Origin of the sequence: Kitasatospora sp. MMS16-BH015 (assembly GCF_002943525.1) — a bacterium.
Classification (GTDB): Bacteria; Actinomycetota; Actinomycetes; order Streptomycetales; family Streptomycetaceae; genus Kitasatospora.
The window spans coordinates 4,923,816-4,944,154 of record NZ_CP025394.1 but is presented as its reverse complement, the minus strand read 5'-3'; the positions used below and the strand labels follow the sequence as shown (position 1 = coordinate 4,944,154).

Annotated in this window: 18 protein-coding genes; 6 read left to right on the top strand and 12 right to left on the bottom strand. The window is 75.5% G+C overall.

The window, feature by feature from the left end; translation table 11 throughout:
* Positions 1-22: 22 nt before the first annotated feature.
* The 12 genes from CFP65_RS42160 to CFP65_RS21380 all read right to left on the bottom strand — a co-directional run bounded on the left by CFP65_RS42160 (position 23) and on the right by CFP65_RS21380 (position 13,062).
* On the bottom strand, positions 23-604 hold the full coding sequence (locus CFP65_RS42160) for a DUF2690 domain-containing protein (RefSeq protein WP_104817704.1): 582 nt from the start codon (positions 602-604) through the stop codon (positions 23-25).
* Between the two features lie 76 nt (positions 605-680).
* Positions 681-839 (bottom strand): DUF6126 family protein, encoded by a 159-nt coding sequence (locus tag CFP65_RS21430; protein ID WP_104817703.1) that lies wholly within the window; start codon positions 837-839, stop codon positions 681-683.
* A gap of 14 nt (positions 840-853) precedes the next feature.
* On the bottom strand, positions 854-1,441 hold the full coding sequence (locus tag CFP65_RS21425; RefSeq protein WP_104817702.1) for a helix-turn-helix domain-containing protein: 588 nt from the start codon (positions 1,439-1,441) through the stop codon (positions 854-856).
* A gap of 102 nt (positions 1,442-1,543) precedes the next feature.
* Positions 1,544-3,256, bottom strand: coding sequence for a pyruvate dehydrogenase (locus CFP65_RS21420; RefSeq protein ID WP_104821025.1), 1,713 nt, complete (start codon positions 3,254-3,256; stop codon positions 1,544-1,546).
* A 359-nt stretch (positions 3,257-3,615) separates the two neighbouring features.
* Positions 3,616-4,827, bottom strand: coding sequence for a peptidase S8 (locus tag CFP65_RS21415; protein ID WP_104821024.1), 1,212 nt, complete (start codon positions 4,825-4,827; stop codon positions 3,616-3,618).
* A 334-nt stretch (positions 4,828-5,161) separates the two neighbouring features.
* Positions 5,162-7,228, bottom strand: coding sequence for an AfsR/SARP family transcriptional regulator (locus CFP65_RS21410; RefSeq protein WP_104817701.1), 2,067 nt, complete (start codon positions 7,226-7,228; stop codon positions 5,162-5,164).
* Positions 7,229-7,314: 86 nt separating this feature from the next.
* Positions 7,315-7,587, bottom strand: a complete 273-nt coding sequence (locus tag CFP65_RS21405) for a hypothetical protein (protein ID WP_104817700.1) — start codon at positions 7,585-7,587, stop codon at positions 7,315-7,317.
* Positions 7,588-7,613: 26 nt separating this feature from the next.
* The gene (locus CFP65_RS21400; RefSeq protein WP_104817699.1) at positions 7,614-7,808 is read right to left on the bottom strand and encodes a hypothetical protein; all 195 of its coding nucleotides are present in this window, start codon (positions 7,806-7,808) and stop codon (positions 7,614-7,616) included.
* Between the two features lie 237 nt (positions 7,809-8,045).
* Entirely contained in the window at positions 8,046-10,121 is a 2,076-nt protein-coding gene (locus CFP65_RS21395; protein WP_104817698.1) for a prolyl oligopeptidase family protein, read from the bottom strand.
* A 30-nt stretch (positions 10,122-10,151) separates the two neighbouring features.
* On the bottom strand, positions 10,152-11,387 hold the full coding sequence (locus CFP65_RS21390) for an MFS transporter (protein ID WP_104817697.1): 1,236 nt from the start codon (positions 11,385-11,387) through the stop codon (positions 10,152-10,154).
* Positions 11,388-11,487: 100 nt separating this feature from the next.
* Complete coding sequence (locus CFP65_RS21385) at positions 11,488-12,684, bottom strand: radical SAM protein (RefSeq protein WP_104817696.1); 1,197 nt, start codon at positions 12,682-12,684, stop codon at positions 11,488-11,490.
* Between the two features lie 123 nt (positions 12,685-12,807).
* Positions 12,808-13,062, bottom strand: a complete 255-nt coding sequence (locus tag CFP65_RS21380; protein ID WP_158702299.1) for a hypothetical protein — start codon at positions 13,060-13,062, stop codon at positions 12,808-12,810.
* Between the two features lie 359 nt (positions 13,063-13,421).
* Between CFP65_RS21380 and CFP65_RS21375 the strand changes: the two genes are divergently transcribed.
* The 6 genes from CFP65_RS21375 to CFP65_RS21350 all read left to right on the top strand — a co-directional run bounded on the left by CFP65_RS21375 (position 13,422) and on the right by CFP65_RS21350 (position 20,317).
* Complete coding sequence (locus tag CFP65_RS21375) at positions 13,422-14,534, top strand: radical SAM protein (protein ID WP_104817694.1); 1,113 nt, start codon at positions 13,422-13,424, stop codon at positions 14,532-14,534.
* 68 nt (positions 14,535-14,602) lie between these two features.
* Complete coding sequence (locus CFP65_RS21370) at positions 14,603-15,238, top strand: iron-containing redox enzyme family protein (protein ID WP_104821023.1); 636 nt, start codon at positions 14,603-14,605, stop codon at positions 15,236-15,238.
* Complete coding sequence (locus tag CFP65_RS21365; protein WP_104817693.1) at positions 15,235-15,438, top strand: aroma-sacti cluster domain-containing protein; 204 nt, start codon at positions 15,235-15,237, stop codon at positions 15,436-15,438. Before CFP65_RS21370 ends, CFP65_RS21365 begins: the two co-directional genes overlap by 4 nt.
* A gap of 57 nt (positions 15,439-15,495) precedes the next feature.
* Complete coding sequence (locus CFP65_RS21360) at positions 15,496-18,891, top strand: adenylate/guanylate cyclase domain-containing protein (protein WP_104817692.1); 3,396 nt, start codon at positions 15,496-15,498, stop codon at positions 18,889-18,891.
* Positions 18,888-19,727, top strand: coding sequence for a S8 family serine peptidase (locus CFP65_RS21355; protein ID WP_104817691.1), 840 nt, complete (start codon positions 18,888-18,890; stop codon positions 19,725-19,727). Before CFP65_RS21360 ends, CFP65_RS21355 begins: the two co-directional genes overlap by 4 nt.
* Positions 19,724-20,317: a GAF domain-containing protein gene (locus CFP65_RS21350; protein WP_104817690.1), complete on the top strand. Its 594-nt coding sequence runs from the start codon at positions 19,724-19,726 to the stop codon at positions 20,315-20,317. Before CFP65_RS21355 ends, CFP65_RS21350 begins: the two co-directional genes overlap by 4 nt.
* Positions 20,318-20,339: the final 22 nt, after the last annotated feature.

The window sequence follows — 20,339 nt, the reverse complement described above, 5'->3', positions numbered from 1 at the left end:
CTAAGGCGGCGCACCGGGCCGGTCAGCCCCAGGAGGTGCAGGTGACCGCGTCGCTGTTCAGCGGGCCGAGGCAGGCCCGGGTGCGGACGGAGGAGTCGACCATCGCCGTCCAGACGCTGGTCCGCCCGTTGCGGATGCTGACCTGGCGGCGGGTGCCCTTGGCGTTCTCCACGTAGAGCACCTGGCCGGCCGGGGCGGAGGTGGCCCGGGCCCAGGCGGACTGGCAGCCCCGGCTGTACCGCAGCTCCACCCGGACGGACGCGCCCGAGAAGGAGGCCACGGTGGTGGCGTCGTCGGCGCAGTTGGTGCCGGACGGGTCCTCCCCGGTACAGCCGGCGGCGGTGCAGGGGCTGAGCGCCGGGGTGAGCGCCGGGTGGAGCGTCACCGGGGTGAATCCGGGGGCGGACTCGGGGGCGAACTTGGCGGGCGCGGCCCTGGTGTCGGCGGCCTTTGCGGGGGTGGCCTTTGCGGGGGTGGCCTTTGCGAGGGTGGCCGCGCCGGCGGTGCCGGGGAGGGCGGCCAGGCCGCCCAGGGCGAGCAGCAGGGTGGTGGTGGCACCGGCCACCAAGGCGCGGGCGGGGGAAGCGGTGCGGAACGGGTGCATGGGCGCTCCTCGGGCGCTGAAGGCGTCGGGACAGGCGGAAGATCCGCTGACGCTTCTTCAGGCTGACCCAGCGTCGCTACTTCCGCGAACCGAGCTCGAACAGCAGGATCACGAAGCCGGCGAAGAAGTGGGTGGCGCCGATGTAGATGGCGGCCCGGATCCACACCCGGTTGTCGGTGCGGCGCCCGGCGTCGGTGGTGAGCGGGCCGGCCGGGGCGATGGTCTCCTGGGTCATGATGACGTTCCTCCCTATCGGTGGGGGCCGCCGAGGCAGAGTTCGCCGCCGGGGCTCTGGAGCAGGGTGTGCAGGAAGAGCAGTTCGACACCGGACGCCGAATCGGCGGCGATGCAGTGCGGGGTGAGCGAGTCGAAGTGGGCCGAGTCGCCCTCCTCCAACAGGTGGGTGCGCTCGCCGAGGGTCAGCCGCAGCCGTCCCCTGGTCACGTAGAGCCACTCCTCGCCCGGGTGCACGCGGACGACCGCGTCCTGGAGCGAGGGCGGCACCTGGACGTGCAGGGCCTGCATGGCCCGGCCGGGTGCCCCGGCCCGCCGGTAGCCCCAGCCGCCCGCGAGGCCGGGCTCGATCGCCCCGCCCCGGACCACCGGGTCGGCCTCGCCCGGCGTCTCGCCGAGCAGCCCGGCCACACTGGTGCCGTAGGTCCGGGCGAGGCCCAGCAGGACGGGCAGCGAGGGCTGCCGCTGGCCGGTCTCCAGCCGCGACAAGTACGCTGGGGACAGCCCGACCCGCGCCGCGGCCGTCTCCAGGGTGTACCTGCTGCTCAGCCGGTGCTCCCGCAGCCTGGCGCCGAGGCCCTCGACCTCTTGGTCCTCACTCATGGGTCCAGTCCACACCCGCTATGCCCCAGGGGCAAGAATTTTGCCTCAGAGGCAAATTGCCTCCCCGGGGGCCCGTTCAGGGCCTGGCTTCAGGGCCTGGCTTCAGGGCCTGGGGATGTTGCGGAGATTGCTGCGGGCCAGGTCGATCATCTTGCCCACGCCGCCGGAGAGCACGGTGCGGCCGGCCGCCAGGGCGAAGCCGCGCAGCTGGGCGGCGGTGATGTGCGGCGGGATGGAGAGCGCGTTCGGGTCGGTGACCACGTCCACCAGGGCCGGGCCCGGGCGCTCCAGCGCCTCGGCGAGGGTCTCGCGCAGCAGGGCCGGCTCGGTGACCCGCTTGGCCGGGATGCCGGCCGCGCGGGCGATCGCGGCGTAGTCCACGTCGCCGTTGTCGGTCTCCGTCTCGGGGTAGCCGCTGACCAGCATCTCCAGCTTGATCATGCCGAGCGCGCCGTTGTTGAAGACCACGGTCTTCACCGGCAGCCGGTGCTTGGCCACCGTGAGCAGCTCACCCATCAGCATGCCGAGCCCACCGTCGCCCGACATCGAGACCACCTGCCGCCCCGGGCAGGCGAGTTGGGCGCCGATCGCGTGCGGCAGGGCGTTGGCCATCGAGCCGTGCAGGAAGGACCCGATCACCCGGCGGCGCCCGTTCGGGGTGAGGTAGCGGGCCGCCCAGACGTTGCACATCCCGGTGTCCACGGTGAACACCGCGTCCTCCGCCGCCAGTTCGTCCAGCACGGCGGCCACGTACTCGGGGTGGATCGGCAGGTGCTTGGCGATGTCGCGGGTGTAGGCGCCGACCACCTGCTCCAGCGCCTTGCAGTGCCGGGCCAGCAGCGAATCCAGGAAGGCCCGGTCCGCCTTCTGTTCGAGCAGCGGCAGCACCGCCCGCAGGGTCGCCGACACGTCGCCGTGCACGGCGAGTTCGAGCGGGGTGCGGCGGCCGAGCCGGGTCGCGTCGTGGTCGACCTGGATGGTGCGGGCCTGCGGGAGGAAGCTGTCGTACGGGAAGTCGGTGCCCAGCAGCAGCACCAACTCGGCCTCGTGCAGCGCCTCGTGGCAGGCGCCGTAGCCCAGCAGGCCGCTCATCCCGACGTCGTACGGGTTGTCGTACTGGATCCACTCCTTGCCGCGCAGCGAGTGCCCGACCGGCGCCTGCAGGCGGCCGGCCAGCTCCATCACCTCGGCATGCGCGCCGCGCACCCCCGCGCCGCAGAACAGCGTCACGCTGCGGGCCTCGTTCAGCGCGGCGGCCAGCGCCTGCACCTGGCCCCAGGGCGGGGCGGGCACGGCCAGCTCGGTCAGGAACCCGCCGGTGCCGGTCGGGCCGGCCGCCGGGAGCGCAGCCACGTCACCGGGGAAGACCAGCACGGAGACGCCGCGGGCGCCCAGGGCGTGCTGCACGGCCACCCGGAGCAGGCGGGGCAGCTGGGCCGGGGTGCTCACCATCTCGCAGAAGCCGCTGCAGTCGGTGAAGACCCGGTCCGGGTGCGTCTCCTGGAAGAAGCCGGTGCCGATCTGGGCGGAGGGGATGTGCGAGGCCAGGGCGAGCACCGGCAGACCGGAGCGGTGGGCGTCGTAGAGGCCCTGGATCAGGTGGGTGTTGCCGGGCCCGCAGGACCCCGCGCAGACGGCCAGCGAGCCGGTGAGCTCCGCCTCGGCGGCGGCCGCGAAGGCCCCGGCTTCCTCGTTGCGCACGTGCACCCAGGAGATGCCCTCGGCCCGCCGGATCGCGTCCACCACGGGGTTGAGGCTGTCCCCCACCACCCCGTAGACCCGCTCCACCCCGGCCTGCCGGAGCACCTCCACCATCTGTTCCGCCACGCTGACCACGGCTGCTCCGCTCCTCGCTCGGTCACAGGACGCCACCAGCCTCCGGCGGGGAGGGACGGGCGGCGACCGGGAGGGGCGAACGGGTGAGGGGAGGAGTGGGGAGGGGGCGACGGGCGGACGGTGGCAACCGGCGGGAGGGACGGGCGGCAAGTGGGAGGGGCGGACGGGTGAGGGGGTGGCGGCGGGGGCCGGTGGGGCTGAACGAGGGTGGGATGGGGCCGGGGACGGGGAAGGCCCTGACCGGGCCGACTCGGCGTGGGGGTGCCGTTTCGGATCGGTCAGGGCCGTGCGTGGTCAGCCCGGGTGGGGCCGGGAGGCCGCTCGGGGCCGAGGTGGGGTCAGCCGGAGAAGGCGGCGGTGCCGTTCGGGGTGCCGAGGCCGGTCGGGCCGTCGTAGCCGGCGCCCGCGGTGCAGAGGTAGGTCGGCGAGCAGGAGCCGTTGGAGCCCGTGGTCACGTCGTACAGCGAGGCCGTGTGGGCGTACGGGAAGGAGGCCGGGTAGCTGCCCGCCGACGGGGTGCCCGCCAGCGCGTAGACCGAGGCGATAATCGGGGAGGAGGCGGAGGTGCCGCCGTACACGGCCCAGCCGGAGCCGCCGTAGGTCTGGTAGACCGCGACGCCGGTGGCCGGGTCGGCCACGGCCGAGACGTCCGATATGGTGCGCTTGGCGCAGCCGCTGTCCTTCTGCCAGGTGGGCTTGGCGTCGTAGGCCGAGCAGCCGGAGCCGGTGCCCTCGGTGGAGTTGGTGTACCAGACCGACTCGTTCCAGCCACGGGCGCTCGAGTCGCGCTTCAGGGCGGTGCCGCCCACCGAGGTGACGTACTTCGAGGCAGCGGGGTACTGGGCGCCGTAGGCGGAGTCACCGGCCGAGACGGTGATCGCGACTCCCGGGTGGTTGAAGTACGTGGTGTCGTAGCTGCTGTCGCTGGAGGACTCGCCGCCGCCGTAGCTGTTGGAGACGAACTTGGCGCCCAGCTTGACGGCCTCGTTGACCGCGGTGCCGAGGTTGGCCATCGAGGCGGTCTTGGCCTCGACCAGGATGATGTGGGCGTTCGGGGCGATCGCCGAGACCATGTCGAGGTCGAGGGAGATCTCGCCCGCCCAGCCGGTGTTGTTGGCCGGCAGGGTGGAGGAGCCGGTCTGGCTGACCTGCTTGAAGCAGCCGCTGGCCACGGTGCAGGCCGGGAGGCCGTACTGGGCCCGGTAGACGGCCATGTCGGCCGCGGCGTTCGGGTCGTTGTAGGCGTCGACGATGGCGATCGTCTGGCCGGCGCCGCCGTTGGCGGCGAGCTTGTAGGCGCTCAGCAGGTCGCTCGGGCCCAGGCCCGAGGGGGTGGCGTTGGGGGTCAGGCCGAGTGCGTGGACCTTCTGCACCGTGTTGGTGACCTTCAGCGCGTTGCAGGCCATGGTGTCGCCCTTGGCCAGCGTGTCGCAGGCCCGGACCCAGGACGTGCCGCCCTTGGAGTACACGGTGGGGGTGGTGCTCGCGCCGGCCGGCATCGCCATGGCGAGGGTCGAGACGGCGAGTGCGGCGGTGCCCGCGAGTGCCATGGCGCTGCGGCGGGTGGCGGCGGACAGGGTGGGGGTACGCACGGTGGACTGCCTCCTGTGGCTGGGTAAACCGCGGAGCGAGTGGGGGACGGCCGGTCCGGGCCGGGTGCGGCACGGTGGGACGGCCGGGCAGGGGCGGGCGACTGACGGGTGATCAGACCGTCCGGTGCCGCTGTGAGCCGCCGCTGACGCTAGCCAGGCATGGGCAGGTCAACAATGGGTCGGCCGAAGATTCGACTATCCCTTTACCTGACTAGCAGAAACATGTCAGGTAACGTCACGCGCGCGGTACGCGGGCGAAACAACCACCGTTGGACATGGGCGAATTGACGGGTCAGACCGGCTCCGGAGCCCCGGCCTGGTCGGCCTGTTCGCGTGCGTACACCTGGGCCAGCAGCGGAAGTTCGTACAGCGCGGTGTGCGCCGAAACCTCCGCCAGCTCGGCGATCGGACAACTCAGCACCGAGTCCTCGATCAGGCCCTCCAGCACCCGCCGAGCCGACTGGTCGCCGCAGCCGAGCACCGCCGTGGCCTCGGCCAGGGTGAACAGCGGGCCGGGCAGCCGGCCCAGCGAGCGGACCACCGAGCGGGCCGGCTCGGGCAGTTCGGCCCACCAGCCGGCCAGTCGGGAGCGCACCGCCAGGTCGCCCGCCGCCAACTCGTCCAGCAGAGAGGGGCTCTGCTCCAGCCGGGCGGCGTACTCGGCCAGGGTCAGCTGACGCAGCACGGCCAGCTTGGTGCCCACCACCCGGACGGCCAGCGGCAGCAGGCCGATCGCGCAGACGATCCGCTCGGCCGCCGCCCGGTCCGCGGCCACCCGCTCGGGGCCGACCAGCCGGCCCAGCAGCTCGACCGCCTCCGCCGGGAGGTACGGGCCGAGTTCGAGCCGGTGCAGCGGGCCGAGCCCGGCCAGCCGGCCCCGGCTGGTGATCAGCACCGAGGCCGAGCCGGCCCCCGGCAGCAGCTGGCGGACACTGGCCTCGTCCGGGACGTCGTCCAGCAGCACCAGCGCCCGGCGGTCGGCCAGCCAGGACCGCCAGAGTGCGGCGGCCTCCTCCTCGTCCTCCGGCACCTCCCCCAACAGGCCGGTGGCCCGGCAGAGTTCGGCCAGCACCGAGCCGGGGTGCCGGGGCGAGCCGTCGGCCCGGCGGAGCCGGACGGTGAGCCGGCCGTCCGGGTACTCCCGCTCCAGCGCGTGCACCGCGTGCTCGGCCAGCGCGGTCTTGCCCACACCGACCGGTCCGCTCAACACCACGGTGCGGCCCGGGCCGGTCAACGCCGTGCACAGCTCGACGAGTTGATCGCGACGGCCGGTGAAGTCCGGCAGGTCGGCGGGCAGCACGGTGCGCGGGCGCTCGACCCGGCGGGGTGTCCGGTCGCCGCCCTCGGCGCGGCCGTCCAGGATCGAGCGGTAGAGCTGTGCGAGGGCCGCGCCGGGCTGCAGGCCGAGCTGGCGGGAGAGCAGTTGGCGCAGGTCGTCGTAGGCGGCCAGCGCCTCGCTCTGCCGGCCCGAGCGGTGCAGGGCCGTCATCCGGGCCGCGCAGAGCCGCTCGCGCATCGGGTGCTCGCGGGCCGCCTCGGCCAACGCGTCGGCCACCAGTGGGGCATGGCCGAGCTCCAACTCGTTCTCCGCCCAGTCCTCCTGGACGGCCACCCGGCGGGCCGCATGCCGGACCGCCTCCTGTCGCACCACCTCGCTCTGCCCCAGATCGGCCAGCAGCGGGCCGCTCCACAGCTCCAGCGCCTCGCGCAGCAGCCGGGCCGCGTGCGCCCCGGCACCGAGCCGGGCCGCCTGCCGGCCGGCTCTGGTGAGCTCCTCGAAGCGCAGCAGGTCGAGCTCGCCCGGCTCGACCCGCAGCAGGTAGCCGGCCGGCTGGTGGAGCAGCCGGCCGGGGCCGCCGGCCAGGGCCAGCAGCTTGCGCAGCGAGCAGACGTACGCCTGGAGGTTCTTCCGGGCCGAGCGGGGCGGCTCCTCGCCCCAGACGGCCTCTGTCAGCAGGTCGGTGGAGACGGTCGCGTTCGGGCGGCAGAGCAGCAGGCCGAGCACCAGCCGCTGACGGACCGGGCCGAGCGGCAGCGGCCGGCCGCCGAGCTCGACCGAGAGCTCACCGAGCACCCGGAAGCCGAGCGCCTGCTGGACCGGCCCGTGCGAGGCCGATCCGTGCGAGGCCGATCCGTGCAAGGCCGATCCGTGCGGGGCGGGGAAGGCCACCCGGGGGTCCCGGCGCGGTGGGGCGTCGTGGCGCGCCGACTCGTACGGCTGGGGCTCGAACCGCGGGCCGTCGTAGGGACGGGCACCGTGCTGCACCGGGGTGTCAAAACGGTGAAGTGGGGAGTCAAGGTGGGGCGAGGGCTCGCGGTGGTGGACGACGGCCTGGGCCGGGTCACGGTGATCCAGCATCTCAACACGCCCTTCGGATCAGGGTTCTGAACGCCGGGTCGGGTGCCGTTCGGCCCCGGTGGGGGCGCGGGCCGACCGGCCCGGGGTCAGGGCCAGCCGGGGAGGCGCTGCTCGGCCAGGACCTCGCGGGCCCGGCGGAGGTGGACGCGGTGGCGGGCGGCCCGCAGGCCGAGCAGGGCCGCCGGGAGGAGCAGGGCGGCCGCCGCACCGATGGCCAGGCCGGCCAGTAACGCCCTTGTGGCACAGGCCCGTTCGCCGGGGGTCAGGCCGGGGAGGACCTGCTCGACCGAGGGCCGGCCGGCGCGGGGCCGGTCGGCCGACGGGAGGTCGGCGAGGGGGAGTTCGGCGGCGGGGGCCACGGTCGGCTGAGGATTCGGGGCGGCGCTCAGTGGCCCCAGGCGGTGTCCTGCGGGTTCGAGTGGCCGTCCGGGGTGCCGTCGGTACCACCGGGGTTGGCGGTGCTGGAAGTACCGGCGGTACCGGTGCCGCCGGAGGCGTCCGCGTGGGCGGCCGCGGCGGGCAGGGCAGCGAGGGCGAAGGCACTCACGAGGACGGCGACGGCTGCACGGACGCGCTTCATCTGTTCCCCCTGGAACGGGCTGTGGCCTGGAGTGTCGGGCCCTGGGACGACCGGCGTGGACGGGGTCGGCCCGACTCCTGAAGCCTGCCGTCCGGCCAGGCCGCAGCCAAGGGAGGGCGGGCTGCAGCAAGCTGCATGCAGCAACAGACCCGGCTCCACAAATCGGACGAAAGCCCGCGGAGCCGACGATCCGTCGGGCCGGATCAGAGACTCCGCAAGCGAATTGGTGACTTCCTGTCAAATACCGAGTCGATCGGCGAGGAAGGCCAGCTGATCGGCGAGCAGCGCCGCCGTCGCGTCCACCCCGCGCAGCCCGTGGCCCACCCCGGTCTCCTGGCGGAGCAGCACCGGGCCGCTCCCCGGGGCTCCGGCGTGCTGGAGCGCCGCGCACATCTTGCGGGCGTGCAGCGGATCGACCCGGGTGTCGCCGTCCGCGACGCCGAACAGCACCGCCGGATACACCGTGCCGGGCCGCACCGCGTGGTACGGGGAGTAGGCCAACAGCCAGGCCAGCTCGGCCGGTTCGGCGGCGCTGCCGTACTCGTCGCGCCAGCTGGGGCCGAGGCCGGAGTGCTCGTAGCGCACCATGTCGAGCAGCGGGGCCACGCAGACCACGGCCGCGTACCGCTCGGGGCGCTGGGTGAGTGCGGCGCCCACGGTGAGTCCGCCGTTGGAGCTGCCGACCAGGCCGATGCCGGAGGCCCAGCCCTCGGCGGTGAGCCAGTCGGCGGCGGCGTGCAGGTCGTCGAAGGTGCGCTGCTTGTGTTCGCGCCGGCCGGCCCGGTGCCAGCCCTCGCCCTCCTCGCCGCCGCCGCGCAGGCAGGCGAACACGTACACCCCGCCGGCCTCGGCCCAGGCCACCGCCTGGGCCGCGTAGCCCGGCACCATCCGGGCGCCGAAGCCGCCGTAGCCGGTGATCACGGTGGGCCGGGGGCGGTCAGGGGTGCCGGTCGGGGAGATCACGAACATCCGCACCGGGGTGCCGTCCAGGCCCGGGTACACCACCTGGCGCACCCGCACCGTGGTGCGCGGGCTGCCCGCGGGGGCGGCCCAGGGGGTGGTGCGGCCGGTGCGGGCGTCGTAGTGCAGCGCGCGGGAGGGGGTCACGTGGTCGGCGTAGGCGAACCAGAGCTCGTGGGCGCCGCTCCCGCCGGCCGCTTCGAAAGGCCCCCGGCGCGGGCGCAGCGGGCCGACGGTGCCCGCACCCGGCAGCTCGACCTCGCCGAGGGGCTCGCCGGTGCGGGCGCAGTGCACGGTGATCTCGCTGATCGCGTGCCGGGTGTAGGTGGCCAGCAGCAGCGGGCGGGGCAGCTCGGGGCCGTCCAGGACGGCGAAGTCCTCCAGCACCGCCTCGGGGTGCTCGGGCAGCAGCACCCGGCGCTCGCCGGTGACCGGGTCGGCCAGCTCCAGCCGGCCGCGCGGGGCGTCCCGGCAGGTGGCCAGGTGGAGCACGCCGCCGTACGGGCGCGCGGTGGTGGCCGCGTCCACGCCCTCCTGGACCGGCCGCAGCGCCGGCCGGTCCAGGGGGCCCTCGGCCAGCACGGCGGCGTACACGTCGGTGCGCGGCGAGGCTCCGGCGGTGGCGGTGACGGTGAGCAGGCGGCCGTCGGTGGCCACCGCGTAGTGCTGCTCGGCGGGCCGGCCCTCGCCGAAGACCAGGGTGTCCTCGGCCGGGTCGGTGTCCACCAGGTGCAGCCAGACCCGGCGGTGGTAGCGCTCCTCGCCGGGGTGCAGCTCGGGCGGCAGCCGGCGCACGTAGTAGAAGCCCGAACCGTCCGGCAGCCAGGCCAGGGTGGAGCGGCGGACCCGGTCGATCGGGCCGTCCAGCACCGCGCCGGTGGCCACGCAGAGCACCCGCAGCTCGGAGTCCTCGGTGCCGCCGCTGGAGGTCTGCACCGCGACCCGGTCACCGGCCGGGGCCACCGACCACTCCTCCAGCAGGCTCGCCCCGCTCGGGTCGAAGACGGCCGGGTCGAAGAGCACCCGGTCCCGGCCGCCCTCGGCCACGTACAGGGCCGGCTGGTCCTGGTCGGGGCGCTGGCGCAGGTTGAACGCCCGGTCGCCGTGCACCAGCGGGGCCGTGCTCATCCCGGTGGCGAGCAGCTGCCGCACCCGGGCGTCGAATGCGCCGAGCCCGGCCCAGCCGGCCCGGGCCGCCCGGAAGAGCTCGTCCTGGGCCGCCGACCAGGCCTTGGTGGTCGGCGAGCCGGCCTCCTCCAGGGCCCGGTACGGGTCGGCCACCAGGTGGCCGTGCAGCTCCTCGGTCAGCTCCGCGCGGGGCGCGGGCGGGTACGACAGCTCGTAGGTCAGCACGGCGGGTCGGCTCCTCGGTCTTCGAGCGGCTCAGACGGCGGCGGCTTCGGGGGCCGCCTCGGGGGCGGCGGCCAGCGAGCCGTCGCGCAGCATCGGGAGGGCGGCCACCAGGGTGGCCGCGCCGACCAGCCCGGCCAGCACCAGCCAGGTGGGGGCGATGCCCAGGCCCTGGAGCGCGAGGCCGGTGAGGATCGGGCCGAGCGCGGCCAGCCCGGCCAGCAGCAGGTCGACGGCGGTGGAGACCCGGCCCAGCAGCTCGCGCGGCGAACGGCTCAGCACGGCCTGCCCGATCACGATCCCGGCGGGCGGGGTGAGCAGGACGAGCACCACCAGCAGCGGGCCGACGATCCACGGGCGCTGGGTGGCCGCGAAGGCGGCCAGGCCGCCGGCCCAGACCACCCCGATCACCAGGAAGAGCTGCCCGGCGGTGAAGAGCCTCATCACCCGGGGCGCGGCCAGCGAGCCGATCACCGCGCCGACCCCGGCACAGGCCATCACCAGACCGATCGAGGACCCGCCGGAGCCGGTGTCCCGCAGGGTCACCACCATGGCCACCTCGGCGGCCGAGCCGACCAGGTTGAGCAGCGCGACGAAGACCAGCAGGCGCAGCAGCGAGGGCTGCCCGGCCAGCCAGCGCACCCCGGCCGTGACCCGGTTGTCCCGGGCGGCGGCCCCGGCGGCCGGGCGGGGGCGGGTGGCGGTGGCGGCCAGCAGCACCACCGAGACGGCGTAGGAGCCGGCGTCCACCGCGAACGGCAGGATCCTGTCCACCGTGTAGAGCCAGCCGCCCAGGAAGGGGCCGATCAGCCCGGCGGCGGCCATCGCGGACTGGTCCTTGGCCAGCGCGGCGGCCAGCTGCCCGTCGGGCACCACGTCCCGCACCGCCGTGGTGGAGGCCGGGGCGAACACGGCCGTGGCGGCGCCCTCGACCACGGCCACCGCGAGCAGCTGCGGGTAGTGCAGCACGCCGAGTCCGGCGGCCACCGGGATGGTGCCCACGGTGGCCAGCCGGACCAGGTCGGCGCCGATCATCAGCCTGCGCCGGTCGTACCGGTCGGCCAGCTGCCCGCCGGGCAGCCGCAGCACCATCCGGGTGACCAGCGAGCAGGAGGCCACCAGACCGGCCTGGGCGGCGCCACCGCCGAGGCCGAGCACCAGCAGCGGGAAGGCGATCAGGGAGATCTGGGAGCCGAGCGTGGAGAGCGCCGACCCCACCCAGAGTCTCCGGAAGGCGCGGTTGGTGCGGAGCACGCCGGGTTCGGCCATCGGTCCACCTCCGGGACGGGCCGGGGGTTCTCGGGCCGCCCGGCGGTGAAGGCTGGTTGGGGGTGAGGGCTGGTTGGGGGTTGTGCGGGGCGGGTGGGGCTCAGAGCCGGCCGGCGGCGTTCAGGCGGTCGAGCAGGGCCGCGTCCACCTCGTCCTGGAAGGCGGCCAGCCGGGCGGCCTCCTCCTCGTCGTACCGGTACTGGTCGTAGCAGGTGATCCAGCGGCCTTCGGTCTCCTCCTCGGAGCGGTAGCCCTCGGCCAGCGAGCCGACCTCCCAGCCGGGCTGCCCGGCCGTCTCCCAGCAGCTGGAGAGCACGCCGTCGGCGTTGATCACGGCGCCGTACTGCCCGTTCTTGAACGAGCAGGCCTGGCAGCCGGTGTTGGGCTTGGGGCGGGAGACGGCGAAGCCGAGCTCCAGCGCGCGGGCGTGCCAGCGGGTGAACTCCCCGGCCAGCGAACCGCCGTAGGCGAGGTCGTTGCGGTAGCCCACGCCCACGTCACCGATCAGCGCGAACTGGATGCCGCAGCGGGAGACGTCGAGCCGCTCGGCCAGCCGCTCGACCAGGGCGTCCATGCCGTGCCGGTTGTGGTGCGAGACGTTGATCCGCAGGTGCCAGCGGAGCGAGGTGGTGGCCATCGCCTTGGCCACGTTGTGGACGATCAGGTCGAAGGTGCCGCCGCCCGAGCGCTTGATCCGGATCGCGTCGTGCTCGGCCTGGTCGCCGTCGAAGGTGATCTGGATCGAGCCGAGGCCGGCCGCGTTCAGCTCCTTGGCGATGAGCGGGGTGAGCAGCGTGCCGTTGGACACCATGGAGGCGTCCAGCTGGCCCAACTCGGCGGCCCGGCGCAGCAGTTCGCGGGCCCCGCGCGGGTTGAGCAGCGGCTCGCCGCCGAACAGCATCAGCGAGAGGCGGTGCAGCTCGGCCGCCGCCATCCGCTCGCGGGTGAAGTCGAGCACCTCGGTGATGGTCTCCGAGGTCAGCCGGGCGTGCTTGATCCGGGGCGGGCGGTGGCCGCCCTTCTCGTCCTGGCCGGTGTTCTGGAAGCAGTAGCCGCAGCCCAGGTTGCAGTCGGTGGAGGTGAGCACGGTGAGCGAGTACGAGGAGTACGGCTTCTTGTCGTACAGGCCGCGCTCGCGCAGGAACTGCCGGGCGCCCGCCGAGAGTTCGCCCTCGGGCGTGACCTGGGCGGCGCGCAGCTTGGCGAAGCCGCCGTCACCCAGGAACCACCAGCCGCCGCTCTCCGCCTTGATCAGACGGCTGCGGCCGGCCTCGGGCGCGGGCTGCGTTGCGGACACGGGTGCCTCCAGAGGTGGTTCGGCGGGGAGGTGGTGCGGCGGGGTCTGGGGTGGAGCGGGGTCTGGGGTGGAGCGGGGACGGGGCCCACCGCTCGCGCGGCAGGCCCCGTTGGCTGTCCAAGGTCAGTTGGTGTTACCGGAGTTGCCGATACACCACGGGGTCTCCTCGTCGCTGTGGGCGACGACCTCGGGCTCGTCCAGGTTGGTGTTGCCCGAGTTGCCGATGCACCACGGGGTCTCGTCACCGCTGTGCGCGACGACCTCGGCACCGTCGAAGTTGGTGTTGCCCGAGTTGCCGATGCACCACGGGGTCTCCTCGCCGCTGTGGGCGACGACCTCGACGTCCTCGGACCGGGTGGGCTCGGTGTTCTCAGCCATGGTGATCTCCTTCACGAGTGTCGACGCTTCGGCGGTGACTCCCGCCGACACCGAGAAAGCTAGGAAGCGCCGACCCCAAATCGGTTCGGGCCCGGTACCGGCCCGGCGAACTCGCAGGTCAGCGGGGGTTCCGCAGCGCCTCCCGACTTGACACAGTCCGGCCGCGCCGCCGTCGGCACCCGCGCTGACCTGCGGATGTACCACTCCCGGCCGTCCGCCATACCGGCCGCGTACTCGGCGCCGGGAGTCTGGACGCCGGGACACCGCCCGGGCGCGGCGCGGGACGGGTACGGGACGTACGCAGCGTGACGGGACGGGCCGAAGAGACGGGCCGCAGCGCGGGAGGAGGTGGGAGTGCCGTGGAGCTGGCCGAACTGGTGGGACTGCGCCCGAGCCCGGGAGCCGGGCTGCTGGTCACCCTGACCGAGCGCTGCCCGCTCAGCTGCGCGCACTGCTCGACCTCCTCCACCATGCGCGGTGGTCAGCCCGGCAGTGCCGAACTGCTGCGCTTCGTCGGCTCGTTCGGGCCCGATGACCGCCCCGAGCTGATGCTGCTGACCGGCGGCGAGCCGCTGCTGCGGCCCGCACTGGCCGCCGCGCTCGCCACCACCGCCCGGGCGGCCGGCACCCGCACGGCCCTGCTCAGCGGCATGTACTTCGCCCGGCAGCCCCGCATCCCGGCCGGCATCCGGGCCGCCGTCCGCGCCCTGGACCACTTCTCCGCCAGCATCGACGTCTTCCACGAGCGCGAGGTGCCGCGCGCCGAGGTGTTCCGCGCGCTGCGGGAGATCCTCGACGCGGGCGTGCCGATCAGCCTGCACGCCACCGGCAGCGGCCCCGAGGACCCGTACCTGGCCGGGCTGACCGCCGACGTACGGCGCGCCTTCGGCGCCGACTGCCCGATGCTGGTCAACGAGCTCCGCTCCGTCGGCCGGGCCGCCGCCTGGGCCGAGGCCGGCCGCACCCCCGCCCCGGACGGGCGGCCGCTGCCCTGCGCGATGGCCGCCTGGCCGGTGGTCGCGCCCGACGGCGCCGTGCTCGCCTGCTGCAACCAGGACACCGTGGACCGCCGCCCGGCCCCGCCCCACCTGCTGCTCGGCACCATCGACCGGGACGACTGGCCGACCGTCCGCCGGCGGGCCCTCGACTCCCCCGCCCTGCGGATGCTGCGCGCCGTCGGCCCCGGCCACCTCTACGCCCGCTACGGCGACCCCGCCGACTGCACCGGCTACTGCGCCGGCTGCCGCGCCCTGCCGGCCCACCCCGAGGTGCTGGCCGCCACCGAACGCGCCGGCCGCGGCCCGGTCGGCGCCCTGCTCGACCTGCACGCCACCCGCACCGGCCGCGCCGCCGGCCCGGCCGCCCTGGTCCGCCGCTTCGGCAGCCCGCGCTACGCCGAACTCGTTCACGGGGTAGGGGAATCCGGCCCGGACGGCCTCGCGGTGGGCGAGCCGGTCGGGGGCGCCAGGTGAGCGGGCTCAGCCGGAGCGCCGCGCTGCGGCTCAAACTCTCCTTCGCCGCACCGGGGCTCAACACCGCGATGGCCGAACTCTGGCGCCCCGAGGGGCTCACCGAGCGGTACGGGCGGTACCTGGCCACCATGCACGAGGTGATCCGGGCCTCGGTGCCGCTGATGGAGCTGGCCGCCCGCCGGTGCCACCGGCGCGGCTCCGCCGACCCGGTGGCCCGGCCGCTGGCCGAGTACCTGGAGCGGCACATCCTGGAGGAACGCGGCCACGACGACTGGCTGCTGGCCGATCTGGCCGCCGCCGGGCTCGACCCGGGCACCCCGCTGCGCCGCCAACCACCGCCGGTGGTGGCCCGGTTGGTCGGCCCGCAGTACTACTGGATCGAGCACTACCACCCGGTGGCGCTGCTCGGGTACATCACCGTGCTCGAATCCAACGCCCCCGCCCCCTGGCTGGCCGAGCGGCTGGCGGCCGACACCGGGCTGCCCGGCGCCGCCTTCCAGACCGTCAGCCACCACGCCGGGCTCGACACCGAGCACAGCGCCGAACTGGCCGAGTTCCTCGACCGGTTGCCCCTGGACGAGGCCCAGGAGAGCGCCGTCGCGGTGAGCGCGCTGCACACCGCCCAGGCCGCCACCGACCTCTTCGCCCGTCTCGCCCGCCACCCAGCCCACCCGACTCCACCCGAGAGGACGCCAGAGCCATGACCGCACCCGACCCCCGGACCGTCGCCGTACTGGCCGCCGCAGGCTTCCCCGTGGACGCCCTCACCCCCGAGCAACTGGAGGTGCTGGCCGGCCTCGGCGAGGACGAACTCGCCCTGCTGCTCGACATCAAGGCCAAGCTCGACGAGGTCGAGCCCGAGGTGCAGGCGCACGGCACCATCGCCGGCGGCGCCCTCTTCTGACCCGGCGCCGCGGCCGCCCGCCGGGCCGACCCCGCCCCTCGACCACCGGAGGACCACGTGAACTGCACGTCGTGCGCGCAGGAGCTGCCCGCCGGGGCGCGGTTCTGCCCCGGCTGCGGCACGCCCGCGGCCGCCGCGCCCGCCCGCCCGGTGGTGGACGAGCGCCGGCTGGTGACGCTGGTCTTCTGCGACCTGGTCGGCTCCACCGCGCTCTCCGGCCGGCTCGATCCGGAGGCCCTGCGCTCGGTCACCCTGCGGTACTTCGAGCTGATGACCGCCCGGATCGAGGCCCACGGCGGCACCGTGGAGAAGTTCATCGGCGACGCCGTGATGGCCGTCTTCGGCATCCCGGTGCTGCACGAGGACGACGCCCGCCGAGCGCTGGCCGCCACCCTGGACATGCGCACCGCACTGGCCGGCCTGAACGCCGAGCTGGAGGCCGCGCTCGGCATCCGGCTGAACGTCCGGATCGGGGTCAACACCGGTGAGGCGGTGGCCAGTACCGATGCCTCCAGCCGGCAGGCCCTGGTCTCCGGCGAGGTGGTCAACATCGCCGCCCGGCTGGAGCAGAACGCCGGCCCCGGCGAGATCCTGATCGGCCCGGACACCCTGCGCGCCGTCGGCCCGGCCGCCCGCACCGAGGACGCCGGCCTGCTCACCCTCAAGGGCAAGGCCGAGCCCTTCCCCGCGTACCGGCTGCTCGGCCTGCACGAGGACGCGCCCGAGCTGCTCCGCCGCTTCGACACCCCGTTCATCGGCCGCTCGCTCGAACTCGCGGTGCTGGAGAACGCCTTGGCGATCGGCCGGCGCGGCTCCGGCCTGCTCACGGTGGCCGGCGAGGCGGGCATCGGCAAGACCCGGCTGCTACGCGAGTGGCTGCGCCGCACCACCCCCCGGTACGGCGCCGGCCGCTGCCGCCCGTACGGCGAGAGCGGCAGCCTGGCGCCGCTGGCCGAGGCCGTGCGCCAACTGCTCGGGCCGGGCCCGGCCGGGCCCGAGGTGCCGCCGGCCCTGCGGGCGGGCCTGCTGCGCGACGGCACCCCCAGCCCGACGGTGGCCGACACCTGCGCGGCGCTCGGCGAGCTCTTCGCCGGTTTCGCCCCCGGCGGCCCCACCGTGCTGATCCTGGACGACTTCCACTGGGCCGGCCCGGCCCTGCGCGAGGCCGTGGCACGCCTGGCCACCGGCCCCGGCCCGGTGCTGGTGGTCTGCGCGGCCCGCCCCGAACTGGTCGAACGCGTCCCGGAGTGGGCCGACACCGGCCGCCTGATCCCGCTGCCCGGCCTCTCCCCGACCGAGAGCCACCGCCTGGCGGCGGGGCTGGCGGAGGTGACCGCCCACACCACCGGCCCGGTCGAGGTGACCGCCCACGGCGCCGGCCTAGCGGCGGCCGCCGGCCGGACGGACGCGGGCACCGGCGGGCCGAGGCCCACCGGCTCCGACGCCGCCGGGGCGCTCCTCGCCTCGCTGGTCGAGCGGGCCGAGGGCAATCCGCTGCACCTGGAGCAGCTGTACGCGATGGCCGCCGACGGGCGGGACCCGGGGGAGCTGCCGCCGACCGTCCACGCCCTGCTCGGGGCGCGGATCGACGCGCTGGCGGCGCCCGAGCGGACGGCGCTCTCGCTGGCCGCCGTGGTGGGGCGGGAGTTCGAGCGGGGCGAGCTGACCGGGCTGGCCCGGAGCGGGCCCGAGGGGCGGGCCGGCGGGGAGCTGGCGCCGGACGCGGCGGGGCTGGACAGCGTGCGGCCCACGCTGCACCGGCTGACCCGGCGCCGGCTGGTGGAGGCCGACCAGGACGAGGCGCGGTACCGGTTCAGCAGCGGGCTGGTGCAGGAGGTCTCCTACCAGGGCATGGCCAAGCGCGTCCGGGCCGACCGGCACGAGCGGGTGGCCGAGCTGCTCACCGACCGCGGCGCGGGCGACGCCACCCTGGGCGGGCACCTGGCCCGGGCCTACCGCTACCGGGCCCAGCTCGGCACCCTCGACCCGCACACCGAGCGGCTGCGCCACCGCGCCGCCGCCCACCTGGCCGCCGCCGGCGCCCAGGCCCTGGCCCGGGCCGACCTCGGCTGGGCCGACGAACTGCTCACCGGTGCCGTGGAGTTGGCCCGGGAGGAGGACCCGGGCTGGCTCACCACCGCCTGGCGCCTGGCCGAGGTGCGGCTGGCCACCGGACGGGTGGAGGAGGGCCGCGCGCTGCTGCTGCGGGTGGCCGGGGCCGCCGACCCGGTGCTCGCGGCGCACGCCCGGCTGGGCCTGGCCGTGCTCGACCCGGGCCCCGGGCTGGCCGACGCCGCCCGGACGGCCGAGCAGGTGCTGCCGCTCTTCGAGGCCGCCGGGGAGGAGCTCGGCCAGGCCCGGGCCTGCCTGCGGCTGGCCCAGCACCAGCAGGTGCTCGGCCGGCACGGCACCGCCGACCGGCTGCTCGACCGCGCCCTCGCGCACGCCGTCCGGGCCGGGGCGGAGCCCGAGCGGGCCGCCGCGCTCGGCGCGGTCGGCGTCTCGCTCTGGCTGGGCCCGCTGCCGGTGCCGGCGGCGGTGGAGCGCTGCCGGGCGCTGCTCGCCGAGCACGGCGCGGACCGCCGGGCGGTGCGGATCACGCTCAACTGCCCGCTGGCCGTGCTGCTCGCCCTCCGGGAGGACTGGGCCGGGGCGCGGCAGTGCCTGGCCGAGGCCGCCGCCCTCGGCGAGGAGCTGGGCTTCGCCGAGGCGCTGGTCTTCCTGCCGGTCTTCCGGGCCGCCGTGGAGGCGCTGGCCGGGCGGCCGTCACGGGCCGCCGAGCTGCTCCGGGCGGTGGAGCGGACCTGCCGCGACCTGGGCGCGGTGACCCTGCTGCCCGCCATCACCCGCGATCTCACCCGCGCCCTGCTCGACGCCGGCGACAGCGTGGACGGCGACGCAGGCGACAACCCGGGCGGCGACGCGGGCGACAACGCGAGCCGCGCGGCCGGAGCCGACGCCATCGAGGCGGCGGCCGCGGGCGCGGGCGAGGCGGACCCGGCCGCCGCCGACGCCGCCGACCTGCACGGCAGCCTGGCCCGCCTGCACGCCCTGGCCGGCCGCGCGACGGCCGCCGACCGGGCGGCCGCCCGCGCGGTGGCCGAGGCGGCCGGCACCGACTCCCCCGTGGTCCGCGCCACGGCCGCCCTGGACCGGGCTCACGCGGCCCTGGCCCTCGGCCGCCCGGCCGAGGCCGCCTCCTGGGCCGAACAGGCCCACCACTGGTACCGCACCAAGGGCCACCTGCCGGGCCTGCGCCGCGCCGCCGCCCTGCTCGGCACCGACCTGAGCGCAGCGGCCTTGAGCCCCGAGACCCGGCACGCCGAGGCCTCGGCTGCCGAGGTTCCCGGCCCCGAGCACCCGGCGGCCGGCACTCCGACCGCCACTGCCCCCGGCACCACCGCCCCGGGCGCCGAGCGCCCGACCCGCACAGAGGAGTCAGAGCCCCGATGACCAGTACCGCGCTCACCTGGAGCCTGCGTGGCCGGGCGCCCGACGACATTCCGATCGCCGCCGACGGCTCGCCGGTGACGCCCGACTGGGCCTGGGGCGGCGCCACCGGGCGCGGCGTCCGGGTCTGCGTGGTGGACAGCGGGGTGGAGCGCGACCACCCGCTGGTCGGGCCGGTGGACGGCTCGTACGTGGTGCTCAAGGACGAGGACGGCACCGTACGGGTGGAGCCGACCGAGACCGGGGACAGCTGCGGGCACGGGACGGCCTGCGGCGGGATCATCCGGCGGGTGGCGCCGGAGTGCGAGCTGTACAGCGTGCGGGTGCTCGGCGAGCGGTTCTCCGGGACGGGGGACGTGCTGCTGGCCGGGCTGCGCTGGGCGGTGGAGCAGCGGTTCGACGTGATCAACCTGAGCCTCTCCACCACCCGGGAGAAGTTCACCGACCAGCTGCGGGCCCTCTCCGACGAGGCCTTCTTCCACCGCACGGCGATCGTCGCCTCCGCCCACAACACCCCGGTGGAGAGCTTCCCCTGGCGGTTCTCCTCGGTCATCTCGGTGGGCAGCCACCAGGAGGACGACCCGGGGCTCTACCTCTACAACCCGCAGCCCCCCGTGGAGTTCTTCGCCCCGGGCCAGAACGTGACGGTGCCCTGGCTGGGCGGCGCGACCATCCGCACCACCGGCAACAGCTTCGCCACCCCGTACATCGCCGGGCTCAGCGCCCGGGTGCTCTCCAAGCATCCGAAGCTGACCACCTTCCAGCTCAAGTCCGTGCTCTACCAGGCCGCTTCCAACGTCACCACCACCAGCCCCAGCAGCCACCGAGGTGCCGAATGACCAGCCACGCCGCGCACGAAGTCGACGACAGCGCAAGAGAGTTGCTCCAGTCGGTGGTGGACACCGCGCGGGCCATCTTCGGGGCCGAGGCCAGCTCGATCTTCCTGCTCGACGAGGCCGCCGGGGAGCTGGTCTTCCAGGCCGTCTCGGGGCAGGGCGAGGAGTTCCTGGTGGGCACCCGCTTCCCCGCGGGGCGGGGCATCGCGGGCTGGGTGGCCAGCACCGGTGAGCCGATGGTGGTCGACGACCTCACCCAACACGGCGGCTTCGCCCGGGACTTGGCCGAATCGACCAAGTACGTGCCGAACTCGCTGATGGCCGCCCCGCTGCTCGACTCCACCGGGGTGCTCGGCGTGCTGGAGGTGCTGGACCCGGCCCCGCAGGCCCGCTCCAGCCTGAACGAGCTCGACCTGCTGTCGCTGTTCGCCCGGCAGGCCGCCACCGCGCTGCGCGCCGTGCTCGACCTGCGCGCCGCCCGGGCGGCCCAAGCCGCCGCCCCCGCACCGGCCCTGGCCGCGCTCGGCCCGGCCGAGCGGGCCGCCGGCCTGCGCGCGCTGGAGGCCCTGCGCGAGCTGCTGCTCGCCCCCTGAGCCCGCGCCATCACGCTCCCGA

Excerpts from the sequence above, each read along its gene's own strand:
- CFP65_RS21430 (WP_104817703.1), bottom strand. The coding sequence starts at position 839 with ATGACCCAGGAGACCATCGCCCCGGCCGGCCCGCTCACCACCGACGCC.
- CFP65_RS21355 (WP_104817691.1), top strand. The coding sequence starts at position 18,888 with ATGACCAGTACCGCGCTCACCTGGAGCCTGCGTGGCCGGGCGCCCGAC.
- CFP65_RS21350 (WP_104817690.1), top strand. The coding sequence starts at position 19,724 with ATGACCAGCCACGCCGCGCACGAAGTCGACGACAGCGCAAGAGAGTTG.
- CFP65_RS42160 (WP_104817704.1), bottom strand. The coding sequence starts at position 604 with ATGCACCCGTTCCGCACCGCTTCCCCCGCCCGCGCCTTGGTGGCCGGT.
- CFP65_RS21370 (WP_104821023.1), top strand. The coding sequence starts at position 14,603 with ATGGCCGAACTCTGGCGCCCCGAGGGGCTCACCGAGCGGTACGGGCGG.
- CFP65_RS21415 (WP_104821024.1), bottom strand. The coding sequence starts at position 4,827 with ATGGCACTCGCGGGCACCGCCGCACTCGCCGTCTCGACCCTCGCCATG.
- CFP65_RS21410 (WP_104817701.1), bottom strand. The coding sequence starts at position 7,228 with ATGCTGGATCACCGTGACCCGGCCCAGGCCGTCGTCCACCACCGCGAG.
- CFP65_RS21400 (WP_104817699.1), bottom strand. The coding sequence starts at position 7,808 with ATGAAGCGCGTCCGTGCAGCCGTCGCCGTCCTCGTGAGTGCCTTCGCC.
- CFP65_RS21425 (WP_104817702.1), bottom strand. The coding sequence starts at position 1,441 with ATGAGTGAGGACCAAGAGGTCGAGGGCCTCGGCGCCAGGCTGCGGGAG.
- CFP65_RS21420 (WP_104821025.1), bottom strand. The coding sequence starts at position 3,256 with ATGGTGGAGGTGCTCCGGCAGGCCGGGGTGGAGCGGGTCTACGGGGTG.
- CFP65_RS21380 (WP_158702299.1), bottom strand. The coding sequence starts at position 13,062 with ATGGCTGAGAACACCGAGCCCACCCGGTCCGAGGACGTCGAGGTCGTC.
- CFP65_RS21390 (WP_104817697.1), bottom strand. The coding sequence starts at position 11,387 with ATGGCCGAACCCGGCGTGCTCCGCACCAACCGCGCCTTCCGGAGACTC.
- CFP65_RS21365 (WP_104817693.1), top strand. The coding sequence starts at position 15,235 with ATGACCGCACCCGACCCCCGGACCGTCGCCGTACTGGCCGCCGCAGGC.